Raw genomic sequence first — 16,785 nt, 5'->3', positions numbered from 1 at the left:
GGGGAACAAAGTGGCTCCCGCCCGCTTCCCCTGACCGGTGGGCGGGGCCGCCTTGTCCCCTTCCGGGCCCCCTCCCACGGGGGCCTCGCGTCTTTGGAGCTGCCGATGGCCACCGAACCCGTCGTTCTCACCGCCCGCGCCCTCCTGCTCGACATGGACGGCACCCTCGTCAACTCCGACGCCGTGGTCGAGCGGATCTGGCGGCGCTGGGCCGCCGACCAGGGGCTCGACGGCGACCACGTGATGAGCGTCGTGCACGGCAGGCAGGGGCACGCCTCCATGGCGCTGCTGCTCCCCGACCGCCCGGTCGAGCGGAACCTCGCGGACAACGCCCGCATGCTCGCCGCGGAGACCGCCGACATGGACGGCGTGATCGAGGTCCCCGGCGCGACCGCCTTCCTCGCCGCCCTCACCGGCACCCCACACGCCCTGGTCACCTCCGCCGACGTCGCCCTCTCCACCGCCCGCATGGCCGCCGCGGGCCTCCCCCTCCCCGCGACCCGCGTCACCGCCGAATCGGTCGGCGCCAGCAAGCCCGACCCCGAGGGCTTCCTCAAGGGCGCCGCGGAACTCGGCGTCGACCCCGCCGACTGCGTGGTCTTCGAGGACTCCGGCGCGGGCATCGCGGCGGGCCGCGCGGCCGGGATGCGCGTGGTGGGCGTGGGCCCGCGGGCCGGTCAGCACGGGCCGGACGTGACGGTACGAGACCTGACCCAGGTCCGGGTCGCGGTGCTGCCCGACGGCTGGATTCAGCTCACGATGGGCTGAGCCCGGGCCGAGACCGTCCGGCCGGCGCTCATCCCGCCGAGGTGAGGTTCGGGACGCCGTGCAGGGAGAGCTGTCGGCAGACGGCAAGCGCTGCCTGTGTGGCATCCGCCCCCGTCCTGCGGATGTCGACCGCCGCTTCGCCGTCGGGGGAGAAGGCGCGGGCCCGCACCGTGTAGGTGACGGTGTCGCCGTCGCTGTCCGTGGTGCAGTAACCGGCGAGCGGGGCGTTGCAGAATCCGCCCAACTGCCGCAGGACCACGCGCTCGGCTTCGGCCTCCACCCCTGTCTCCGGGTGATGGAGTCTCGACACCAGCTCGCGGGTCCGCATGTCCTTCTCGCGGGTCTGGAGGGCGATGACGGCGGCGCCGAGTGGCGGACAGATGACGGCCGGACTGATCCGCTCGTTGATCCGGTGACGCATGCCGAGGCGCTCCATGGAGCAGGAGGCCACGATCAGCGAGTCCACGTCGCGCCGGGAGAGCGCCCGCAGGCGGTCGCTGACCGGGCCGCGCAGGGCGACGACGTCGAGGTCCGGACGGTATGCCCGCAGGGCGGCGGTGCGCCGCAGGGAGGCCGTGCCGACGGTGGCACCTGGAGGCAGCGTGTCGAGCCGGAGGTCCGGGTCGCGGGTGACGAGGCAGTCGCGGATGTCGTCGCGGCGCAGATAGACGGCCATCGTCAGACCTGGGGTGTCGTGTGTCGGTGCGTCCTTGAGGCAGTGGACCGCGACATCGATGTCTCCCGCCAGGAGCGCTGTTTCGATATCCAGCGAGAACACGCCGTCCTCTTCGAGCGGCGATCGGCCGCGTTCGCGGTCGCCTCCCGCTTCGTAGAAGGGGCGCAGGAGCGTAGGGGTGGGGGCCAGACGGGCGAGGATCGGCGCGGACTGGGACAAGGACATCAATGAGGCGCGGGCGCCGATGCGCAGGGGTGTCATCCGAGGGTTCTCCTTTGGTGACGATCTGTCGGAAAACGCATGGTCTACGCGGGCATACGATGGGTCGCCAACCAGCCTTCCCTGGCGAGGAGTTGACCCAAATGGGCGACGTGGTGCGCATCGGTTCCCGAGCCAGCAGGCTGGCCCGGACGCAGGTCACGGAGTGGCTCACGCCGATCGCCGGGCGGTTTCCCGGTGTGACGTTCAAACGCGAGGTCATCCTCGAAGGCGGTGATCAGGATCGCGTGACCCCGACCCTCGCCGAGGTCGCCAGGACGGCCGGGGGGAGCGCCTTCTCCACGAACCAGGAGGCAGCTCTCGTGACCGGGCGGGTCGACGTGATCGTCCACTCGCTCAAGGACCTCCCCACCTCCGTGCACGAAGACACGCTCCTGCTGACGACTCCCGGCCCGCGCGAGGACGTGCGCGACGTGCTGTGCGGGTCGACGCTGAAGGGTCTGCGGAAGGGAGCCACGGTCGGGACCGGCGCCCCGAGGCGCATCGCTCAGCTCCTCGCCCTGCGACCGGACCTCGACGTGGTGCCAATCCGGGGGAACGTCCCCGGCAGGCTCGCCCGGACCACCAGGGGCGGTCTCGACGCCGTGGTCCTCGCGGCAGCGGGCCTGAATCGGCTCGACCTGCTGCCCGAGGTCCACGAGTTGCTCGATCCCGCCGTCTTTCCCCCCTCGCCGGGCCAGGGAGCTCTGGGAATCCAAGTGCGGGCCGCCTCCCCGGTCGCCGACCTCCTGGCGCCGACCGGGGACCCACGGGTCGACGCGTGCGTACGGGCCGAGCGCGCCCTGCTGGCCGAACTTCATGGCGGCTGTTCCGTCCCGGTCGGCGCCTGGGGCCGGATCGGCCCTGATGGACTTCTGCACCTCTCCGCCGCCGTGACCTCCCTGGACGGCGCCCGGCAGGTCGCGGCGGCCGGACAGGGACCGGCGGATGGCCCGGAGAAGCTCGGCGCCTGTGTCGCGGCCGACCTCCTAGCGCAGGGTGCATCCGGCATCCTCGCCTCGATCAGGAGGCACTGATTTCACGGGCGAGCTCCAGGGCGCCGTAAGTGATGATGCGACCGGCACCGGCGCGCTTGAGGACGGTGTATGCCTCCAGCAACCCCCTCACGTCCCGCCCGCCGTCGGCCCGCTGGTCGGTGAGACGCAGGTACTCGCCCGACACCGAGAACGGCACCAGGGGCACGGGGATCTTGTCCTTGAGGTGGACGAGAGTGTCGACGGTGTGGAGAGCGGGCTCGGTGAGGATCATGTCCGCGCCCTCATCGACCATCTCTCGCGCCACATGTACGGCCTGCTCGGAGCGGCCGGGGGCGATCTGGAACGCCCGGGTTCCGGAGCGAGGTACTGCGCCCATGGAGGCCCGGTAGCCCTCGTACAGGGACGATTCGAAGATCAGGTGCGGCATGATGCCCACCCCTTTGTGACCTGCTGCGTCAAGGGCCTGTCGGACGGCGCGCACGGACCGGGGGATCATCGCGGCCGGTCCTACGATGTCCGCCCCGGCCGCGGCCTGCATAACCGCCTGGGCCGCCAGGACCTTGATCGTCGCCGCCAGGTCCACATCTCCGCGTTCGTCGGCGAGCCAGCATTCGCCGGAGTCGTTGTGGGAGCAGACACAGGTCTCCGTCATCACGAGCACACCGGGAGCAGCCTTCTTCGCAGCGCTGATCGAACGAGCCATCAGGCTGATGGGAGACATGCCCTGAGTCGCGTGGGCGTCCCTGACCCTGGACCCCGCGAAGATCTTCACCGAGTGCACGCCGAGGGAAGCAAGAGCCCGGACGGCCGCGGGCACCTCCCGCACGGTCAGTGTGGGCATCGGGCGCGGTCTCGTGTCGTCGTCCTCCCGCATGAGGAAGACCATGGCCAGGTCCGCGGGGGTCAGTCCGGGACCGCCGATGAAGCTCCGGACGGATGAGCGATACATGGGCGTCTTCCTTCTCCGGGGCCGCCCAATTCCCGCGAGGGGATGTCGCGGGCGGGGCGGCGGTGAGCAGAGCGCTGTGCAAGGAGAGCATCAGGACGGCGCAGGGCCACACACGGACGCAGGCTCGGGCAGCTTGAATTCGATCCAGACGACCTTGCCGAGCCCGTCACGAGGGCCGGTGCCCCAGTCGTCGGCGAGGGAGTCAACGAGGACGAGGCCACGACCGGACAGGTCGTCGTCTGCCGGAGCCCGAAGAACGGGCCGGCTCTCACCCGCGTCGTGCACTTCGATGCGCAGAAGCGACTCATTGACGCTCACTCGTACGAGAAAAAGGTGACCGGCCGGACTGCCATGCCTCACCGCGTTGGTGGCCAGCTCGGACACGCACAACGTGATGTCGTCGATGCGTTCACGGACCTGCGCGGCAGGAAGTGCGGCCCGGACGAAGGCGCGCGCCTTGCCGACGGACGCGGCCGCGCGTTGGAACCGGAGTTCAGCCTGGTCGTCCATGCGTCCTGGTCTCCTTGTCTCTACGGGAATGACGCCGTCGGAAGAATGGGCGCCGGGCGAGCAGGCACTCGCGGGGGTAGATCGAGCGGTTCGGTCTGCGAGCAGAACTACGGAACCGCTCCCGGAGACGGGGAACCAGAGCAGAATTGGGGCGGCAGTGGGGCGTCAGCGGGGCATAGCCTGGCTCGACCTGAGGTTCCGCTTCGCCATCAATGCGGTGGCAACAGGGGAGGGTTGACCGATGGGGGTGAAGAGGCACCAGCTTGTTCGACGGCGCCGTGCCCTAGGTTTCACGCAGGAGACCCTTGCCGAGGCTCTCGCAGTTGAACGCTCCACGGTTCGCCGCTGGGAATCCGGGGATTCGAGTCCGCTCCCATTCCAGCGACCCCGCCTAGCCCGACTTCTCCGCGTGAACGCCGAGGAGTTGGAGGACCTGATGGCGGCGCCCGCAAGCACGTCCAGCGGCAGAGAGCGGGTCGGCTACGGGCTTCGCCACCCCTCAGGTGTCGATCTGACCGTGGCAGTGGAGCTGCGGTCCGATATGGAACGCTTGATGGAGCGCTATGACGCTGTCCCGTCCGCGACCCTCCTCGCGGAAGCAGGGCAGCAGCTCAGCAAGGTCGGCTTCCTCGCCGAGGAGGCCCCGGCAGGACGAGTACGGCGCGAATTGTGCTCGCTCCAGGCCGATGCGGCCATGCTCATGGGCCAGTTGATCTGGGACGCCTCTCAGCGGCGGGACCACGTGTCGGCCCGTGCCTACTACGAGCAGAGTCTCGAGGTGGCACGCCATCTGCGTGACCCCGCGACCGAGGGACACGCTCTTCTCCGTATCTGCTACGTCGCCCTGTACGGAGCGAACGACCATCGGCAGGGTCTCGAACTCGCGCTCCAAGCCGTGCGGACCACCAGGAAGACGAGCCACGCATTGACAGGTCTGGGCCTGTTGCATGCCGCCGAAGCTCACGCCTTTCTCGGCGAGGGCAGCGAGTGCGAGCGGGCGCTGTCGAGGGCGGAGAAGCACCTCGGATGCTCCGACGGGACCGACGCGGCACACGAGATGTTCACCCCGACGCACTTCGGGCGCCTAGCCGGCTCCTGCTACCTGTCTCTCAGGAAGTTCGACAAGGCGCAGCAGTTGTTACAGGACACCGCGTCGGGCATGCAAGGCCCCCGCAAATCACGCGCGATCGTCCTGGGAAACCTCACACTCACCGCGATTCGGCGTGGTGACCTTGAGGCTGCCCTAGTCGCGTTCAACGATGCGGTGGACGAACTCAGGGGAGCGCGCGGAGGTGGTGGAATGAACGTCATCTTCCGTGCAGCGCGTGAACTGCGCGCTTGGCGAGGCGAGAGTGCGGTCCAGGAAGCGCAGGACCGTCTGTTGGCGTTGATGGAGGCGGCATGAGCGACGACCGTAGGTTCACGGGCGTGGACCGGGAGAAGCAGCGCTTGCGCGAGAGGGTGTGGGACGCGCTGGACGCGGCAGGTGCCGTTCATGACGTCACCGCGCACGGGCGCATCCCGGACTTCGTCGGGTCGCGGGAGGCAGCCGAACGGCTTGGCGGGCTCGCCGCGTGGAAGCAGGCCGGTGTCGTCAAGTCCGTACCCGACAAGGCCCAGCTCCCCGTGCGTGCTCTCGCGCTGACCCAGGGCAAGACCGTCTTCATGGCCGTGCCCAGGCTCGCCGACCGCCGTCCCTTCTACCTGCTCGACCCCGGGGCCCTCACCGTCCCGCCGGCCGAAGCCGCCTCCAGCCGGGTCGCCGCCGTCATCGCCCCCAAGGTGGGCGTGGACGCCCTGCGCCCCGTGGACATGGTCGTCCTGGGAAGCGTCGCCGTGAACCGGGCCGGGGTGCGCATCGGCAAGGGCGCCGGTTACTCCGATCTCGAGTTCGCGTTCCTCACCGAGGCCGGGCTCATCGGTGACCACACCGTCGTCGTCACCACCGTGCACCAGCTGCAGGTCCTCGACGAGGAACTGCCCGCAACCCTGCACGATGTCGGCGTCGACGTGATCGTGACCCCCGAGGAGGTCATCACCTGCCCCGCGCCGCACCGGCCGTCCGGGCTGATCTGGGAGCATCTCGACGCGGCGAAGATCGCGTCCATCCCGGTGCTCGCGGCTCGCGGTCCCGCGCGCTGAACGGGCCAACGCTTCCCAGGACGACCATGTCCACGACATCCGCCTCGTCCCCCATACGGCCGTACGCGAGCCCCGGCCGGCTGCCCCGCCAGGCCCACCAGGACCCCGGTGTCCTGCCCTCGAGCGCCTCGCCCGTCATCGTTCCCGACAGGCCGTAATCGTCCCCACCCTCGACCATGGAAGCCGGGCACACGAGCCTCGGGAGGTCTTCATGGCCCTGGATACGCATGGCGCTGCCGAGGAGGTGCGTCGGGGGGAGCATGTGAGTGGGAACGTGCTCGTTTCCATCGGGGCCCTGTTGCTCGGGCTGTTGCTGGCCGCGCTGGACCAGACGATCGTGTCGACGGCGTTGCCGACCATCGTCAGTGATCTGGGCGGGCTCGAGCATCTGTCCTGGGTCGTCACGGCGTATCTGCTGGCGTCCACCGCCGCGACCCCGCTGTGGGGGAAGCTCGGGGACCAGTACGGGCGGAAGCGGCTGTTCCAGCTGGCCATCGTCATCTTCCTGATCGGCTCCGCGCTGTGCGGGATGGCGCAGAACATGCCGCAGCTCATCGGGTTCCGGGCGCTGCAGGGGCTCGGCGGTGGCGGGCTGATGGTGCTGTCGATGGCGATCGTCGGCGACATCGTCCCGCCCCGTGAACGCGGCCGGTACCAGGGGCTGTTCGGGGCCGTGTTCGGCGCGACCAGCGTGCTCGGGCCGCTGCTCGGCGGGCTGTTCACCGAGCATCTGAGCTGGCGCTGGGTGTTCTACGTCAACCTGCCCATCGGCATCGTCGCGCTCGTCGTCATCGCCACCGCCCTGCACATCCCGCGCCGTACCGAGCGGCACACCATCGACTACCTCGGCACCCTGCTGATCGCCTCCGTCGCCACCTGTCTGGTGCTGGTGGCCTCGCTCGGCGGGACGACCTGGCCGTGGGCGTCGGCGCAGATCATCGGGCTGGCCGTGCTGGGCGTGGTGCTCGCCGTCGCGTTCGTCGCGGTGGAGCGGCGGGCCGCCGAACCGGTGCTCCCGCTGGGGCTGTTCGGCATCCGCACCTTCACCCTCGCCGCCGTGATCAGCTTCATCGTCGGCTTCGCCATGTTCGGCGCGATGACCTACCTGCCGACCTTCCTCCAGATCGTGCACGGCATCTCGCCCACCATGTCCGGCGTGCACATGCTGCCGATGGTGGTCGGGCTGCTGCTGACCTCCACCGTCTCCGGGCAGATCGTCAGCCGCACCGGCCGCTGGAAGGTGTTCCCGGTCGCGGGCACGGCCGTCACCGCCCTCGGGCTGCTCCTGCTGCACCAGCTCGACGAACGCAGCTCCACGCTGGAGATGAGCCTGTACTTCTTCGTCTTCGGCCTCGGGCTCGGCCTGGTCCTCCAGGTGCTGATCCTGATCGTGCAGAACGCGGTGTCCTACCAGGACCTGGGCGTCGCCACCTCCGGCGCGACCTTCTTCCGCTCCATCGGCGCCTCCTTCGGCGTCGCCATCTTCGGCACCGTCTTCTCCAGCCGCCTCGGCGACAAACTCACGGAAGCCTTCCGGGGCGTCCGGCTGCCGTCCGGCATCTCGCCCGACGCGCTGGAGGCCGACCCGCGCGGCATCGGCGCCCTGCCGCCCCCGCTGCGCCCGGCCGCGCTGCACGCCTTCTCCTCGTCCATCACCGACGTCTTCCTCTACGCGGCACCGGTCGCGTTCCTCGGCTTCGTCCTGGCCTGGTTCCTCAGGGAGGACCCGCTGCGCGGCTCGGTCACCGCGCCGGACGCCTCCGAGACCATCCCGCCCAACCCGGTCCACCGCTCCTCCTACGAGGAGGTGTGCCGCGCGCTCTCCACACTCGGGACCCGCGAGGGGCGGCGGGAGATCTACGAGGAGATCACCGCCCGCGCCGGGTACGACCTGCTGCCCGCCGCGAGCTGGATGCTGCTGCGGATGCGCAGGAACGGCCGCGTGGAGCCGTACATGCTCGCCGAGCGCTGTCCCGTCCCGCTCAGCACGGTGCTGGCCGCCGCCCGCCAGGTCGAGGAACGGCGGCTGGCCGCTCGGGACGGGCTGGAGCTGTCGCTCACCCCGGCCGGGGCGGAGGTCGCCGAGCGGCTGGCGAAGGCCCGCGAGGACTCCCTGTCGGAGCTGCTGGGGGACTGGTGGGAGCCCGGACGGCCCACGGATCTGGTGCAGTTGGTGAAGGAGCTCACCGCGGAGCTGTGCGGCTCCGAGCGGGAGCGGCCGCAGGGCGGGGCGGCACGGAAGCCGGGGTGAGGTCCTTGGTGAACCAGTGCTCGGCGTACGGGTCGGTGTTGTGCCGTTCCGTCTCGGTGTAGCCGAGCCGGACGTACAGGGTGCGGGCCTCGACCAGGTCGGTGCGGGTGTCCAGGATCATCCGGCGGGCGCCGAGGGTGCGGGCGGCCTCCTCGGCGGCGCGGACCAGGAGGGAGGCGCCGCCCTTGCCGCGCGCGTGCTCGTACAGGAAGACGCGGGTCAGTTCCGCGGTGTCCGGGGTGAGGAGCCGTACGCCCGCCGAGCCGGCCGGTGCGCCGCCGTACCGGGCCACCAGCAACTCGCCCTTCGGGTAGGCGAGTTCGGCGCCGGTGCGGGCCGCGATTTCGCGCTCCAGCTCGGCCGGGTCCGTGGGGTGTCCCTCGTGCAGGAGGTACCAGCGGTCGCTGACCTCGGTGTAGTAGGCCCGCCAGAGAGCGGCGGCCACGGGGGAGTCGTACGGCTCCGGGGCGATGGTCCACGTCGTCATGCGGACCATCCCAGCGGGGTGCGCGGGGCGCGGGCAAGCGGGTTTCAGGCGCCGGTGCCCCGTCGGCGCCGCCACTCGGCCACGACCTCGTCCACGTCGTACGGCTTCTTCCCCAGCGGCGGGCCCGGCGGCGGACGGAACATCATGTCCCGGATCTTGACGTTGACCGCGGTGATGATCTCCCGGACGCGCCGCTCCGAGGGGGCCGCGTACGCCGCCGCGAGCGCGTCCTCGGCCTCCTTGCGCAGGGCGAGCGACGGGGGCAGCACGGCCAGGCCCTCGCGGGCCATCTTCCGCTTGACCCACCACAGTTCGTCGTACGCGCCGTCCAGTCCGGCGGGCAGCGGCTCGCCCGTGCCGGGCAGCTCGTCGAACTCCCCGCGGCGCTGCGCCGCGTTGATCTGGTGGTCGACCCAGGACTCGAACGGGACACCCGGTGGCTTTCGCTCGGTCATGCCCCCCATTGTGCCGGACGGGGACGAGCCGGGCGTTCTATCATGCGGCGGCGGTGCGGCGATCCGGGGCCCGCACCAGGAGGCTTCAGGGGGAACTCGCGTGCTCGAACTCACCATGGCCGCCGTCTCGAGCGAGGACGTGGGTGCCACGGCCGGCATGACCATGGCCGAGGCGCCCAGCGAACCGGGTGCCGCGCTGCGCGTGGGCCGGGACGGCGCCGTGTGCCGACTGGTCACCCCGGAGGACTGGCTCTTCGTCTCCCGCGTCCACCTGGAGTTCCTCTGCGGCCCCGACGGCGGCTGGCAGCTCTCCTGGCTGCACGGCTCCCAGCCCGACCCCTCCTCCGAGGTCCGCCTCACGGTCGGCGAGTACGCCCAGATCGTCCCCTACGGCGGCACGGTCCGCCTCCCCCGGGGAGCCTCCGGCGAGGTCGTCGTCCAGGACCGCACGGCCCCGCGCAGCGTGAACGTGGGCTTCTACCACGAGGCGTGAGGCGGCTACTCCACCACCCGCGCCAGCGCGAAGCCGTCGTAGCCCTTGGCGCCCACCGTCTGCAGGGCGGTGCCGGTCAGGCGGGGGTGGGTGGAGATGAGGTCGATGGCGGTACGGGTGCCGGTGATGGCGGGGTCGGTGCTGGTGGCGTCGGTGACATGGCCGCCGCGGACGACGTTGTCGAGGACGATCAGGCTGCCGGTGCGGGACAGGCGCAGCGCCCACTCGACGTAGTGCGGGTTGTTCGCCTTGTCGGCGTCGATGAAGACCAGGTCGAAGGGGGCCGGGTTCTCGTCGGCCAGCTTGGGGAGGGACTCCAGGGCCGGGCCGACCCGCACGTCCACCATCCGGTCCAGGCCCGCCCGCGCGATGTTGCGGAGGGCCACGTCGGCGTGTTTCGCGCTGTGCTCCAGCGTGACCACCCGGCCCTCCGCCGGGAGGGCGCGGGCCAGCCAGATGGTGCTGTAACCGCCGAGGGTGCCGATCTCCAGCACCGTCCGGGCGCCCTGGATCTGCGCCAGGAGGTGGAGGAACTTGCCCTGGGTGGAGGTCACCGCGATGGGCGGCAGCCCGGCTGCGTCCGAGTCGCGCAGCGCCGCCAGCAGCGCGTCGTCGTCCGGCGCGAGACGGCTGGCGAAGTAGAGGTCGACGTCGTCCCACCGCTGCGACTCGCTCATGCGTGTGCTGCCTTTCCCGAGTGTCTGCGCAAAGCCTCTGCCAGGGTCCATGGTGCTCCCCCCGGATGCTCCCAGCGCCGCGCCCCGAAAGGGGCGGAAAGACAGAAGTGGGCGCGGGAACCGAAACCTCGGTTCCCGCGCCCACCTGGCCCGTGGACGGGTCCTGCCTACTTGGCCTCCACCGCGGGCGGCGAGCCCGGCAGCGGGCGACCGGCGGACTCGCTCATCCGCCACACCGCGAAACCACCGATGACGGCGGCCGCCATCATGTAGTACGCGGGCATCATCAGGTCGCCGGTCGCGCCGATCAGCGCGGTGACCACCAGCGGGGTCGTACCGCCGAACAGGGACACCGAGACGTTGAAGCCGATCGACAGCGAGCCGTAGCGCACCCGGGTCGGGAAGAGCGCCGGGAGCGCGGCGGGCATGGCCGAGGTGAAGCAGACCAGCAGCAGACCCAGCGCGCCCATGCCGCACGCGACGGCGAGGAGGCTGCCCTGGCGGATCAGCAGGATCGCGGGGATCGACAGGAGCAGGAAGCCCGCGCAGCCCGCGGCGATGACCGGACGGCGGCCGACCCGGTCGGTCAGGGCACCGGCGAACGGCTGGACGATCATCATCAGCGCCATGACACCGAGGACGACCAGCAGACCGTGCGTCTCGTCGTACTTCAGCTCACTGGTGAGGAAGCTCGGCATGTACGACAGCAGCATGTAGTCGGTGACGTTGAAGACCAGCACCAGGCCCATGCACAGCAGCAGCGACTTCCACTGGCCCTGGACCATCTCGCGCAGCGGGACCTTCGGCCGGTTGGTCTCGGCCTTCTCGACCTCGGCGGCGAACGCCGGGGTCTCCTCCAGGCGCATCCGCAGGTACAGGCCGATGATGCCCATCGGACCGGCGATCAGGAACGGGATGCGCCAGCCCCAGGAGAGCAGGTCGTCCGTGGAGAGCAGGGCGGTCATCAGCGTGACCAGGCCCGCGCCGCCGATGTAACCGGCCAGCGTGCCGAACTCCAGCCAGCTGCCGAGGAAGCCGCGCTTCTTGTCCGGGGCGTACTCGGCGATGAAGGTCGAGGCGCCCGCGTACTCACCACCGGTGGAGAAGCCCTGCACCAGGCGGGCCGCCAGCAGCAGCAGCGGGGCGCCGACGCCGATGGAGGCGTAGGACGGGATCAGGCCGATGGCGAACGTGCCCGCCGCCATCATGATCATCGTGACGGCGAGGACCTTCTGGCGTCCCACCCGGTCGCCCAGCGGGCCAAAGATCATGCCACCCAGCGGACGGACCAGGAAGGCCGCGGCGAAGGCGCCGAACGTCGAGAGGAGCTGTGCAGTAGCGTTCCCGGAAGGGAAGAAGACTTTGCCCAGCGTCACCGCGATGTAGCTGTAGACACCGAAGTCGAACCACTCCATCGCGTTGCCCAGCGCCGCCGCCTTGACGGCACGCTTGACGAGCGCGGGATCGGTGGCCGTGGGCTCTGCCTGGGCCTTCGAGGTCCGAAGGTTCTTCGGACGGGGACTGACAGCGGTGGCGGCCAAAACGGAACTCGCCTGCCTTTCGACGGGGACACGGGCGACGCCGGACGACGACGGCGAAGACGTGCGTCAGGCAGAAAAGAGACGATAGGAGGGTTTCGACCTCTTACGTCCTGTGAGTGGAACGTTGCGTTCTGCAAAGAAACCAGCTCTACGCAGGGACTTCTGCCCCGTTCGCCGAGCATGATCCCCGCCAAAAATGTGATCCATATCGCGCCATGAAGCGGAAACCGCGCCCCTTTCGGACTATCGTCATCCGGACAAATGGGGACGGGCATCAGGTGACGCGATGGGCGGGAGGCCACGAGGCGTGGTGGACGTGGAGCGCGGCGGACGGCCGGCGGACGCCCTGGCGGCACCCGGACCCGGAGCACGGCTGCGCGCCGCACGGCTCGCCCTGTGGGCGGTCGCCGCCATACTCGCGGTCCGGCAGATGGCCGCCGTCCTCACCAGCCCCAGCGGGCAGCGCCTCACCGACCTGGAGACCTGGGTCGGCCCGGAGGGCGTCCTGCACGTGAACGGCTCCCTGTACGACTCCACCCGGTTCACCGGCACCCCCTTCGCCGGTCTGGTCCTCAAGCCGCTCACCCGCGCCGCCGAACAGGCCCTCGGCTGGGGCTGGACCTTCGGCACCCTGCTGCTCGTCGTCGCCCTCGGCCTGGTCGCCGCCCGCGCGCTGCCCCGGCCCGTGGGGCGCCGCACCGCCCTGCTGGCCGCTCCGGTCGCCATCAGCCTGCTCATGGTCTCGCTGCCGGTCCGCAGCACCCTGTGGCTCGGCCAGACCAGCGTGATCCCGGTGCTGCTGGTCCTGCTGGGCTGCTTCACCGTGCGCGGCGAACGCACCTCGGGCGCGCTGGTCGGCCTCGCCGCCGCCCTCCAGCCGACCGTACTGCTCTTCGCCCCGCTGCTGTGGTTCACCGGGCGCCGCCGGGCCGCCCTGAGCGCCGCCGCCACCTTCACCGGGAGCACCCTGCTCGCCTGGGCCGCGATGCCCGGCGACTCCCTCACCTACTGGGTGCACCACATGGCGGGCGTCGGCCTCGGCGGCAGCGCCGACGCGCTGGCCAACCAGTCGCTGCACGGCGCCCTGCTCCGGCTCGGGCTCAGCGGCCCGCTGGAGATCGCGCTCTTCCTGCTGCTCGGCACCGCCGTCGCCGTCCTCGCGCTGCGCCGGGCCGTGCGCTACGCCCGCGACGGACAACTGCTGCTCGCCGTGGCCGTCACCGGCTGCGCCGCGGTCGCCGTCTCCCCGACGAGCTGGCAGCACCAGCTGCTGTGGGTGCTGCTCGCGGTGGTCGGACGGGTCGGCACGCGGGCCGCCGACCGTACCGTCTGGCCGGTCGCGGTGGTCCTGGTGACCACCCTCCCGGCGACGATGATGCTGCCGAACACCCCGGTGATGTACCCGCTGCGGGACAACCTGGTCCTCCTCGCGGCACTGGCCGCCGCCACCGCCGTCCCCTTCCTGTCCCGCACCTCCCCCCACTACGCCGCCCCGGTGCCCACCGAGTACGCCCGCCAGGTCCCGGCCCGGCCGCACCACGTACCGCTGCTGCCGTTCCCGCGCCGCCCGCTGACCCGGCCCAACCTGCTGCTGGAGCTACTGCTCATCCGCGTCACCTACGCCGCCTACCAGCAGGTACGGCTCGCCGCGACCGGCAGCGGCGACGAGGCCGCCCGCGCGACCGCCGAACACCACGGCCACCTCGTCCTGGCCGCCGAGCGGTTCCTGCACATCGACATCGAGCACGCCGTGAACCACGCCGTCGTCCAGGTGGGCTGGCTGCGTGGGTTCCTGGACTTCTACTACGAGTCCTTCCACTTCGTCGTCCCGCTGACCGTCCTCGCCGTCCTCTACCGGCGCCGCCCGGTCGCCTACCGCTGGGCCCGCACCTCCCTCGGCTGTACCACCCTGCTCGCGCTGATCGGCTTCTGGCTCTTCCCGCTGGCCCCGCCGCGCCTGATGCCGGGCCTCGGCTTCGTCGACACCGTGCACGGCGCGCAGGACCTCGCCAACCCCGACTACGGCGCGATGACCGAGATCACCAACCAGTACGCGGCGATGCCCTCGCTGCACTTCGGCTGGTCCCTGTGGTGCGGGCTGGTCATCGCCCTGCTCGCGCCCCGCTGGTGGATGAAGGCGCTCGGGCTGCTGCACCCGCTGCTCACCCTCACCGCGATCGTCGCCACCGCCAACCACTGGGTGCTGGACGCGGCGGGCGGTGCGCTGGTGGTGGGCGGCGGCTTTGCCGTCGGGTACGCGCTGACCGGGCCGCCGCGCGGGATCGCGGACGGTACCGGTGAGGTCGGACGGCCCCCGGGCCAGCGCACACCCCAGGAGCGGGAACAGCCGGTCACCTCGGGCTGAGACGTGCACACCCCGACACGTGACCTCGACCGCCCGCTCGCCCCTGAGCGCACTCCGCCAAGACGCGCGGGGGCCCCGACACTCGTGCCCGCCGCGCTCGCGATGGCCCTCGGACTGTGGGGCCTGACCCGCCACGACAGCATGTGGCGGGACGAGTCCGTCACCTACCAGGTAGCCCACCGCTCCCTCGGTGACCTCCTCGCCCTGCTGGGCCGTATCGACGCCGTGCACGGGCTGTACTACCTGCTCACGCACGGCGTCTTCGCCCTCTGGGACGGCGGGCTCCCCGCGCTGCGGCTGCCCTCGGTACTGGCCACCGCCCTCGCCGCCGCCGGGGTCGGCGCGCTCGGCACCCGGCTCGCCGGACCCCGGACCGGCGTCCTCGCGGGCACGCTGTTCGCCCTGTTCCCGGCGACCCAGCAGTACGCGCAGGAGGGCCGGTCGTACGCGCTGGTCACCGCCGGTGTCGTCTGGGCGACCCTCCTCTTCCTGCGCGGGCTCGGCTCCCCCGCACGCGGCTGGTGGGTGGGGTACGGGGTGCTGCTGGCGGTGGCGTGCTGGATGCACGAGTTCGCCGCGCTGGTGCTGTTCGCCCACGCGGTGACCCTGCGGCTGCTGGGCAAGCCGTGGCGTCGGTGGGGCGTGGCGGCGGCCGGGGTGCTGGTGGCGGTGGCGCCGCTGGCGGTGGTCAGCGCCGGGCAGGCGGACCGGCAGCTCGGCTGGCTGGGCCGCCCGAGCCTGGCCATGTGGCTGGCGTTCCTGGCCGTTTCCGCGCTGGGCCTGCTGCTGAGCCGGGTCCCGGCCCTGGCCGACCGCACGGTGACCGCGCTCGCCCTGCCCCTGCTCATCGTCCCGCCCGGCCTGCTGATCACCGGCTCGCTGCTGAAGCCCTGGTACGTCGACCGGTACGTCCTCTACGCCCTGGCCGGGCTCGCCCTGCTCGGCGGGGTCGCGCTGGACCGGCTGCCGGGACTGCTCGGGACCGGCCCGCGCAAGGGCGCCGCCTGTGTGCTGGCCGCCGCCCTGGTCGCCGCGTGGCTGCCCGCGTCCCTCGCGGTCCGGGCGCCGGAGAGCCGTAAGGACGACGTGGCCGCGGTCGCCCGGACCGTGCGGGAGCTGGCCGAGCCCGGTGACGGTGTCCTGTTCCTGCCGTCCCGGCGCCGCGAGTGGCTGCTGTCGTACCCCGCGCTCCACGCCCGCCTCGACGATCTGGCGCTCGCCCGCTCCCCGGTCGCCTCCCGCACCCTCGAGGGCACCGAGCTGCCGCCGGACGCCATCCGGGCCCGCCTCCTGGCCACGCCCCGGGTGCTCGCCCTGACGGACTCCGACGGCCAGCCGCTCGACCCGTTTCCACGGGAGGCCGTCAAACGGCGGACGCTGGCGGCGTACTTCCAGCAGTGCGCGCGGGTCCGGGTATGGGGTGCCCAGGTCGTGGTCTACGTCCGCAAGCCGGGCCCCGGTTCAGTCGCGGTCCGAGGCGAGGGCTGCCAGCGCCGCTGAGGCCAGTGCCGCGAGCAGCAGCGGGATGCCCAGACCGTGGTGGAGGACCAGCCAGGCGCCCAGACAGGCACCGCCGAACATGGCCAGCACCGCGGCCGTCCGGCGCGGGGCGCGGTGCCCGGTGCCGCTGCCGAGCCGGGACTCGGCGGCCAGGCCGGTCAGGGTCATCGTCAGCACGGTGGTGGTGAGGTCGGGGACGCCCAGCGCGCGGACGGTCGCGTTGCGCAGACCCATGGCGAGCGCGGTCAGGGCGATCAGCGCGTACCGGGTGCCCGGCTCCTCGGGCCAGGCGAAGGCGATGGCCGCCGAGGCGCCGACCAGCAGCGCTTCCGCCGTCAGGGTCAGCCGGGTCCAGCGCAGCCGGGTCGCGCTCCGGACGCGGGAGGTGAGCCGCCCGCCCGCCGCCGCGCCGAGCAGGAAGCAGCCGAGCGAGGTGGCGGTGAGGGGTACGGAGAAGCCGGGGGCGCCGACGGCGGCGAAGCCGAGGACGATCACGTTGCCGGTCATGTTGGCCGTGAAGACGCGGCCGAGGCCCAGATAGCCGACGGCGTCGATCAGCCCGCTCACCACGGTCAGCACCAGCAGGACGAGCGGGAGCCGCAGCCCGCGCTGCCGGGGCTCCGGCGCCGCAGCGGTCGTCGTCGGCATCCGGTCCTCCGGTCGGGCGGGCGGGGGCCGGACCAGTGGACCACGGGGGTGCGGACATGCGCGCGCA

The 16,785-nt window shown here is 71.6% G+C and carries 16 protein-coding genes; 8 read left to right on the top strand and 8 right to left on the bottom strand.

Annotated elements, in window-relative coordinates; genetic code table 11:
- Positions 1-105 precede the first annotated feature (105 nt).
- Positions 106-768, top strand: a complete 663-nt coding sequence (locus ACIPPM_RS09750) for an HAD-IA family hydrolase (protein WP_401445208.1) — start codon at positions 106-108, stop codon at positions 766-768.
- 28 nt (positions 769-796) lie between these two features.
- On the opposite strand, the gene hemC (ACIPPM_RS09745) is transcribed toward ACIPPM_RS09750, so the two are convergent.
- Positions 797-1,705, bottom strand: a complete 909-nt coding sequence (hemC, locus tag ACIPPM_RS09745; RefSeq protein ID WP_401445205.1) for a hydroxymethylbilane synthase — start codon at positions 1,703-1,705, stop codon at positions 797-799.
- A gap of 101 nt (positions 1,706-1,806) precedes the next feature.
- On the opposite strand from hemC (ACIPPM_RS09745), the gene hemC (ACIPPM_RS09740) reads away from it, so the two are divergent.
- Positions 1,807-2,739 carry a hydroxymethylbilane synthase gene (hemC, locus tag ACIPPM_RS09740; RefSeq protein ID WP_401445202.1) on the top strand — a complete coding sequence of 311 codons (933 nt, stop codon included), beginning with the start codon at positions 1,807-1,809 and terminating at the stop codon, positions 2,737-2,739.
- Here the strand turns inward: hemC (ACIPPM_RS09740) and ACIPPM_RS09735 are convergent.
- Together ACIPPM_RS09735 and ACIPPM_RS09730 are read right to left on the bottom strand one after the other, a co-directional pair.
- Positions 2,726-3,649, bottom strand: a complete 924-nt coding sequence (locus ACIPPM_RS09735; RefSeq protein WP_401445199.1) for a hypothetical protein — start codon at positions 3,647-3,649, stop codon at positions 2,726-2,728. The genes hemC (ACIPPM_RS09740) and ACIPPM_RS09735 overlap by 14 nt on opposite strands.
- Positions 3,650-3,739: 90 nt before the next feature.
- A complete protein-coding gene (locus tag ACIPPM_RS09730; RefSeq protein ID WP_401445196.1) occupies positions 3,740-4,159 on the bottom strand; it encodes an ATP-binding protein in 420 nt (139 codons plus the stop codon).
- A 241-nt stretch (positions 4,160-4,400) separates the two neighbouring features.
- Between ACIPPM_RS09730 and ACIPPM_RS09725 the strand changes: the two genes are divergently transcribed.
- From ACIPPM_RS09725 to ACIPPM_RS09715, 3 genes are all read left to right on the top strand, one after another.
- Positions 4,401-5,564, top strand: coding sequence for a helix-turn-helix domain-containing protein (locus ACIPPM_RS09725; protein WP_401445194.1), 1,164 nt, complete (start codon positions 4,401-4,403; stop codon positions 5,562-5,564).
- Entirely contained in the window at positions 5,561-6,301 is a 741-nt protein-coding gene (locus tag ACIPPM_RS09720; RefSeq protein WP_401445191.1) for a 5-formyltetrahydrofolate cyclo-ligase, read from the top strand. Before ACIPPM_RS09725 ends, ACIPPM_RS09720 begins: the two co-directional genes overlap by 4 nt.
- 211 nt (positions 6,302-6,512) lie before the next feature.
- The gene (locus tag ACIPPM_RS09715; protein ID WP_401445188.1) at positions 6,513-8,552 is read left to right on the top strand and encodes a DHA2 family efflux MFS transporter permease subunit; all 2,040 of its coding nucleotides are present in this window, start codon (positions 6,513-6,515) and stop codon (positions 8,550-8,552) included.
- Here the strand turns inward: ACIPPM_RS09715 and ACIPPM_RS09710 are convergent.
- Both ACIPPM_RS09710 and ACIPPM_RS09705 read right to left on the bottom strand, forming a co-directional pair.
- A complete protein-coding gene (locus tag ACIPPM_RS09710; protein WP_401445186.1) occupies positions 8,485-9,039 on the bottom strand; it encodes a GNAT family N-acetyltransferase in 555 nt (184 codons plus the stop codon). The two genes, ACIPPM_RS09715 and ACIPPM_RS09710, sit on opposite strands and share 68 nt — an antisense overlap.
- Before the next feature lie 44 nt (positions 9,040-9,083).
- The gene (locus tag ACIPPM_RS09705) at positions 9,084-9,494 is read right to left on the bottom strand and encodes a DUF1992 domain-containing protein (RefSeq protein WP_393911027.1); all 411 of its coding nucleotides are present in this window, start codon (positions 9,492-9,494) and stop codon (positions 9,084-9,086) included.
- Between the two features lie 100 nt (positions 9,495-9,594).
- On the opposite strand from ACIPPM_RS09705, the gene ACIPPM_RS09700 reads away from it, so the two are divergent.
- A complete protein-coding gene (locus tag ACIPPM_RS09700) occupies positions 9,595-9,987 on the top strand; it encodes a hypothetical protein (protein ID WP_401445182.1) in 393 nt (130 codons plus the stop codon).
- 5 nt (positions 9,988-9,992) lie between these two features.
- Here ACIPPM_RS09700 and ACIPPM_RS09695 read toward each other — a convergent pair whose 3' ends face one another.
- Together ACIPPM_RS09695 and proP are read right to left on the bottom strand one after the other, a co-directional pair.
- Positions 9,993-10,664, bottom strand: a complete 672-nt coding sequence (locus ACIPPM_RS09695) for an O-methyltransferase (protein ID WP_401445179.1) — start codon at positions 10,662-10,664, stop codon at positions 9,993-9,995.
- 167 nt (positions 10,665-10,831) lie between these two features.
- Positions 10,832-12,205 carry a glycine betaine/L-proline transporter ProP gene (proP, locus tag ACIPPM_RS09690; protein ID WP_401445177.1) on the bottom strand — a complete coding sequence of 458 codons (1,374 nt, stop codon included), beginning with the start codon at positions 12,203-12,205 and terminating at the stop codon, positions 10,832-10,834.
- A gap of 286 nt (positions 12,206-12,491) precedes the next feature.
- Here proP and ACIPPM_RS09685 point away from each other — a divergent pair, with 286 nt between their 5' ends.
- Both ACIPPM_RS09685 and ACIPPM_RS09680 read left to right on the top strand, forming a co-directional pair.
- Positions 12,492-14,570 (top strand): bifunctional glycosyltransferase 87/phosphatase PAP2 family protein, encoded by a 2,079-nt coding sequence (locus tag ACIPPM_RS09685; protein ID WP_401445174.1) that lies wholly within the window; start codon positions 12,492-12,494, stop codon positions 14,568-14,570.
- A gap of 84 nt (positions 14,571-14,654) precedes the next feature.
- A complete protein-coding gene (locus tag ACIPPM_RS09680; protein ID WP_401445172.1) occupies positions 14,655-16,070 on the top strand; it encodes a glycosyltransferase family 39 protein in 1,416 nt (471 codons plus the stop codon).
- On the opposite strand, the gene ACIPPM_RS09675 is transcribed toward ACIPPM_RS09680, so the two are convergent.
- Positions 16,032-16,718 (bottom strand): YoaK family protein, encoded by a 687-nt coding sequence (locus tag ACIPPM_RS09675; protein WP_401445170.1) that lies wholly within the window; start codon positions 16,716-16,718, stop codon positions 16,032-16,034. The two genes, ACIPPM_RS09680 and ACIPPM_RS09675, sit on opposite strands and share 39 nt — an antisense overlap.
- Positions 16,719-16,785 lie beyond the last annotated feature (67 nt).

The organism is Streptomyces sp. NPDC090119 (genome assembly GCF_044747085.1).
In the GTDB taxonomy this organism is placed as follows: Bacteria; Actinomycetota; Actinomycetes; order Streptomycetales; family Streptomycetaceae; genus Streptomyces.
The sequence above is the reverse complement of the archived record's forward strand: the minus strand, read 5'-3'. Positions and strand labels throughout refer to the sequence as shown.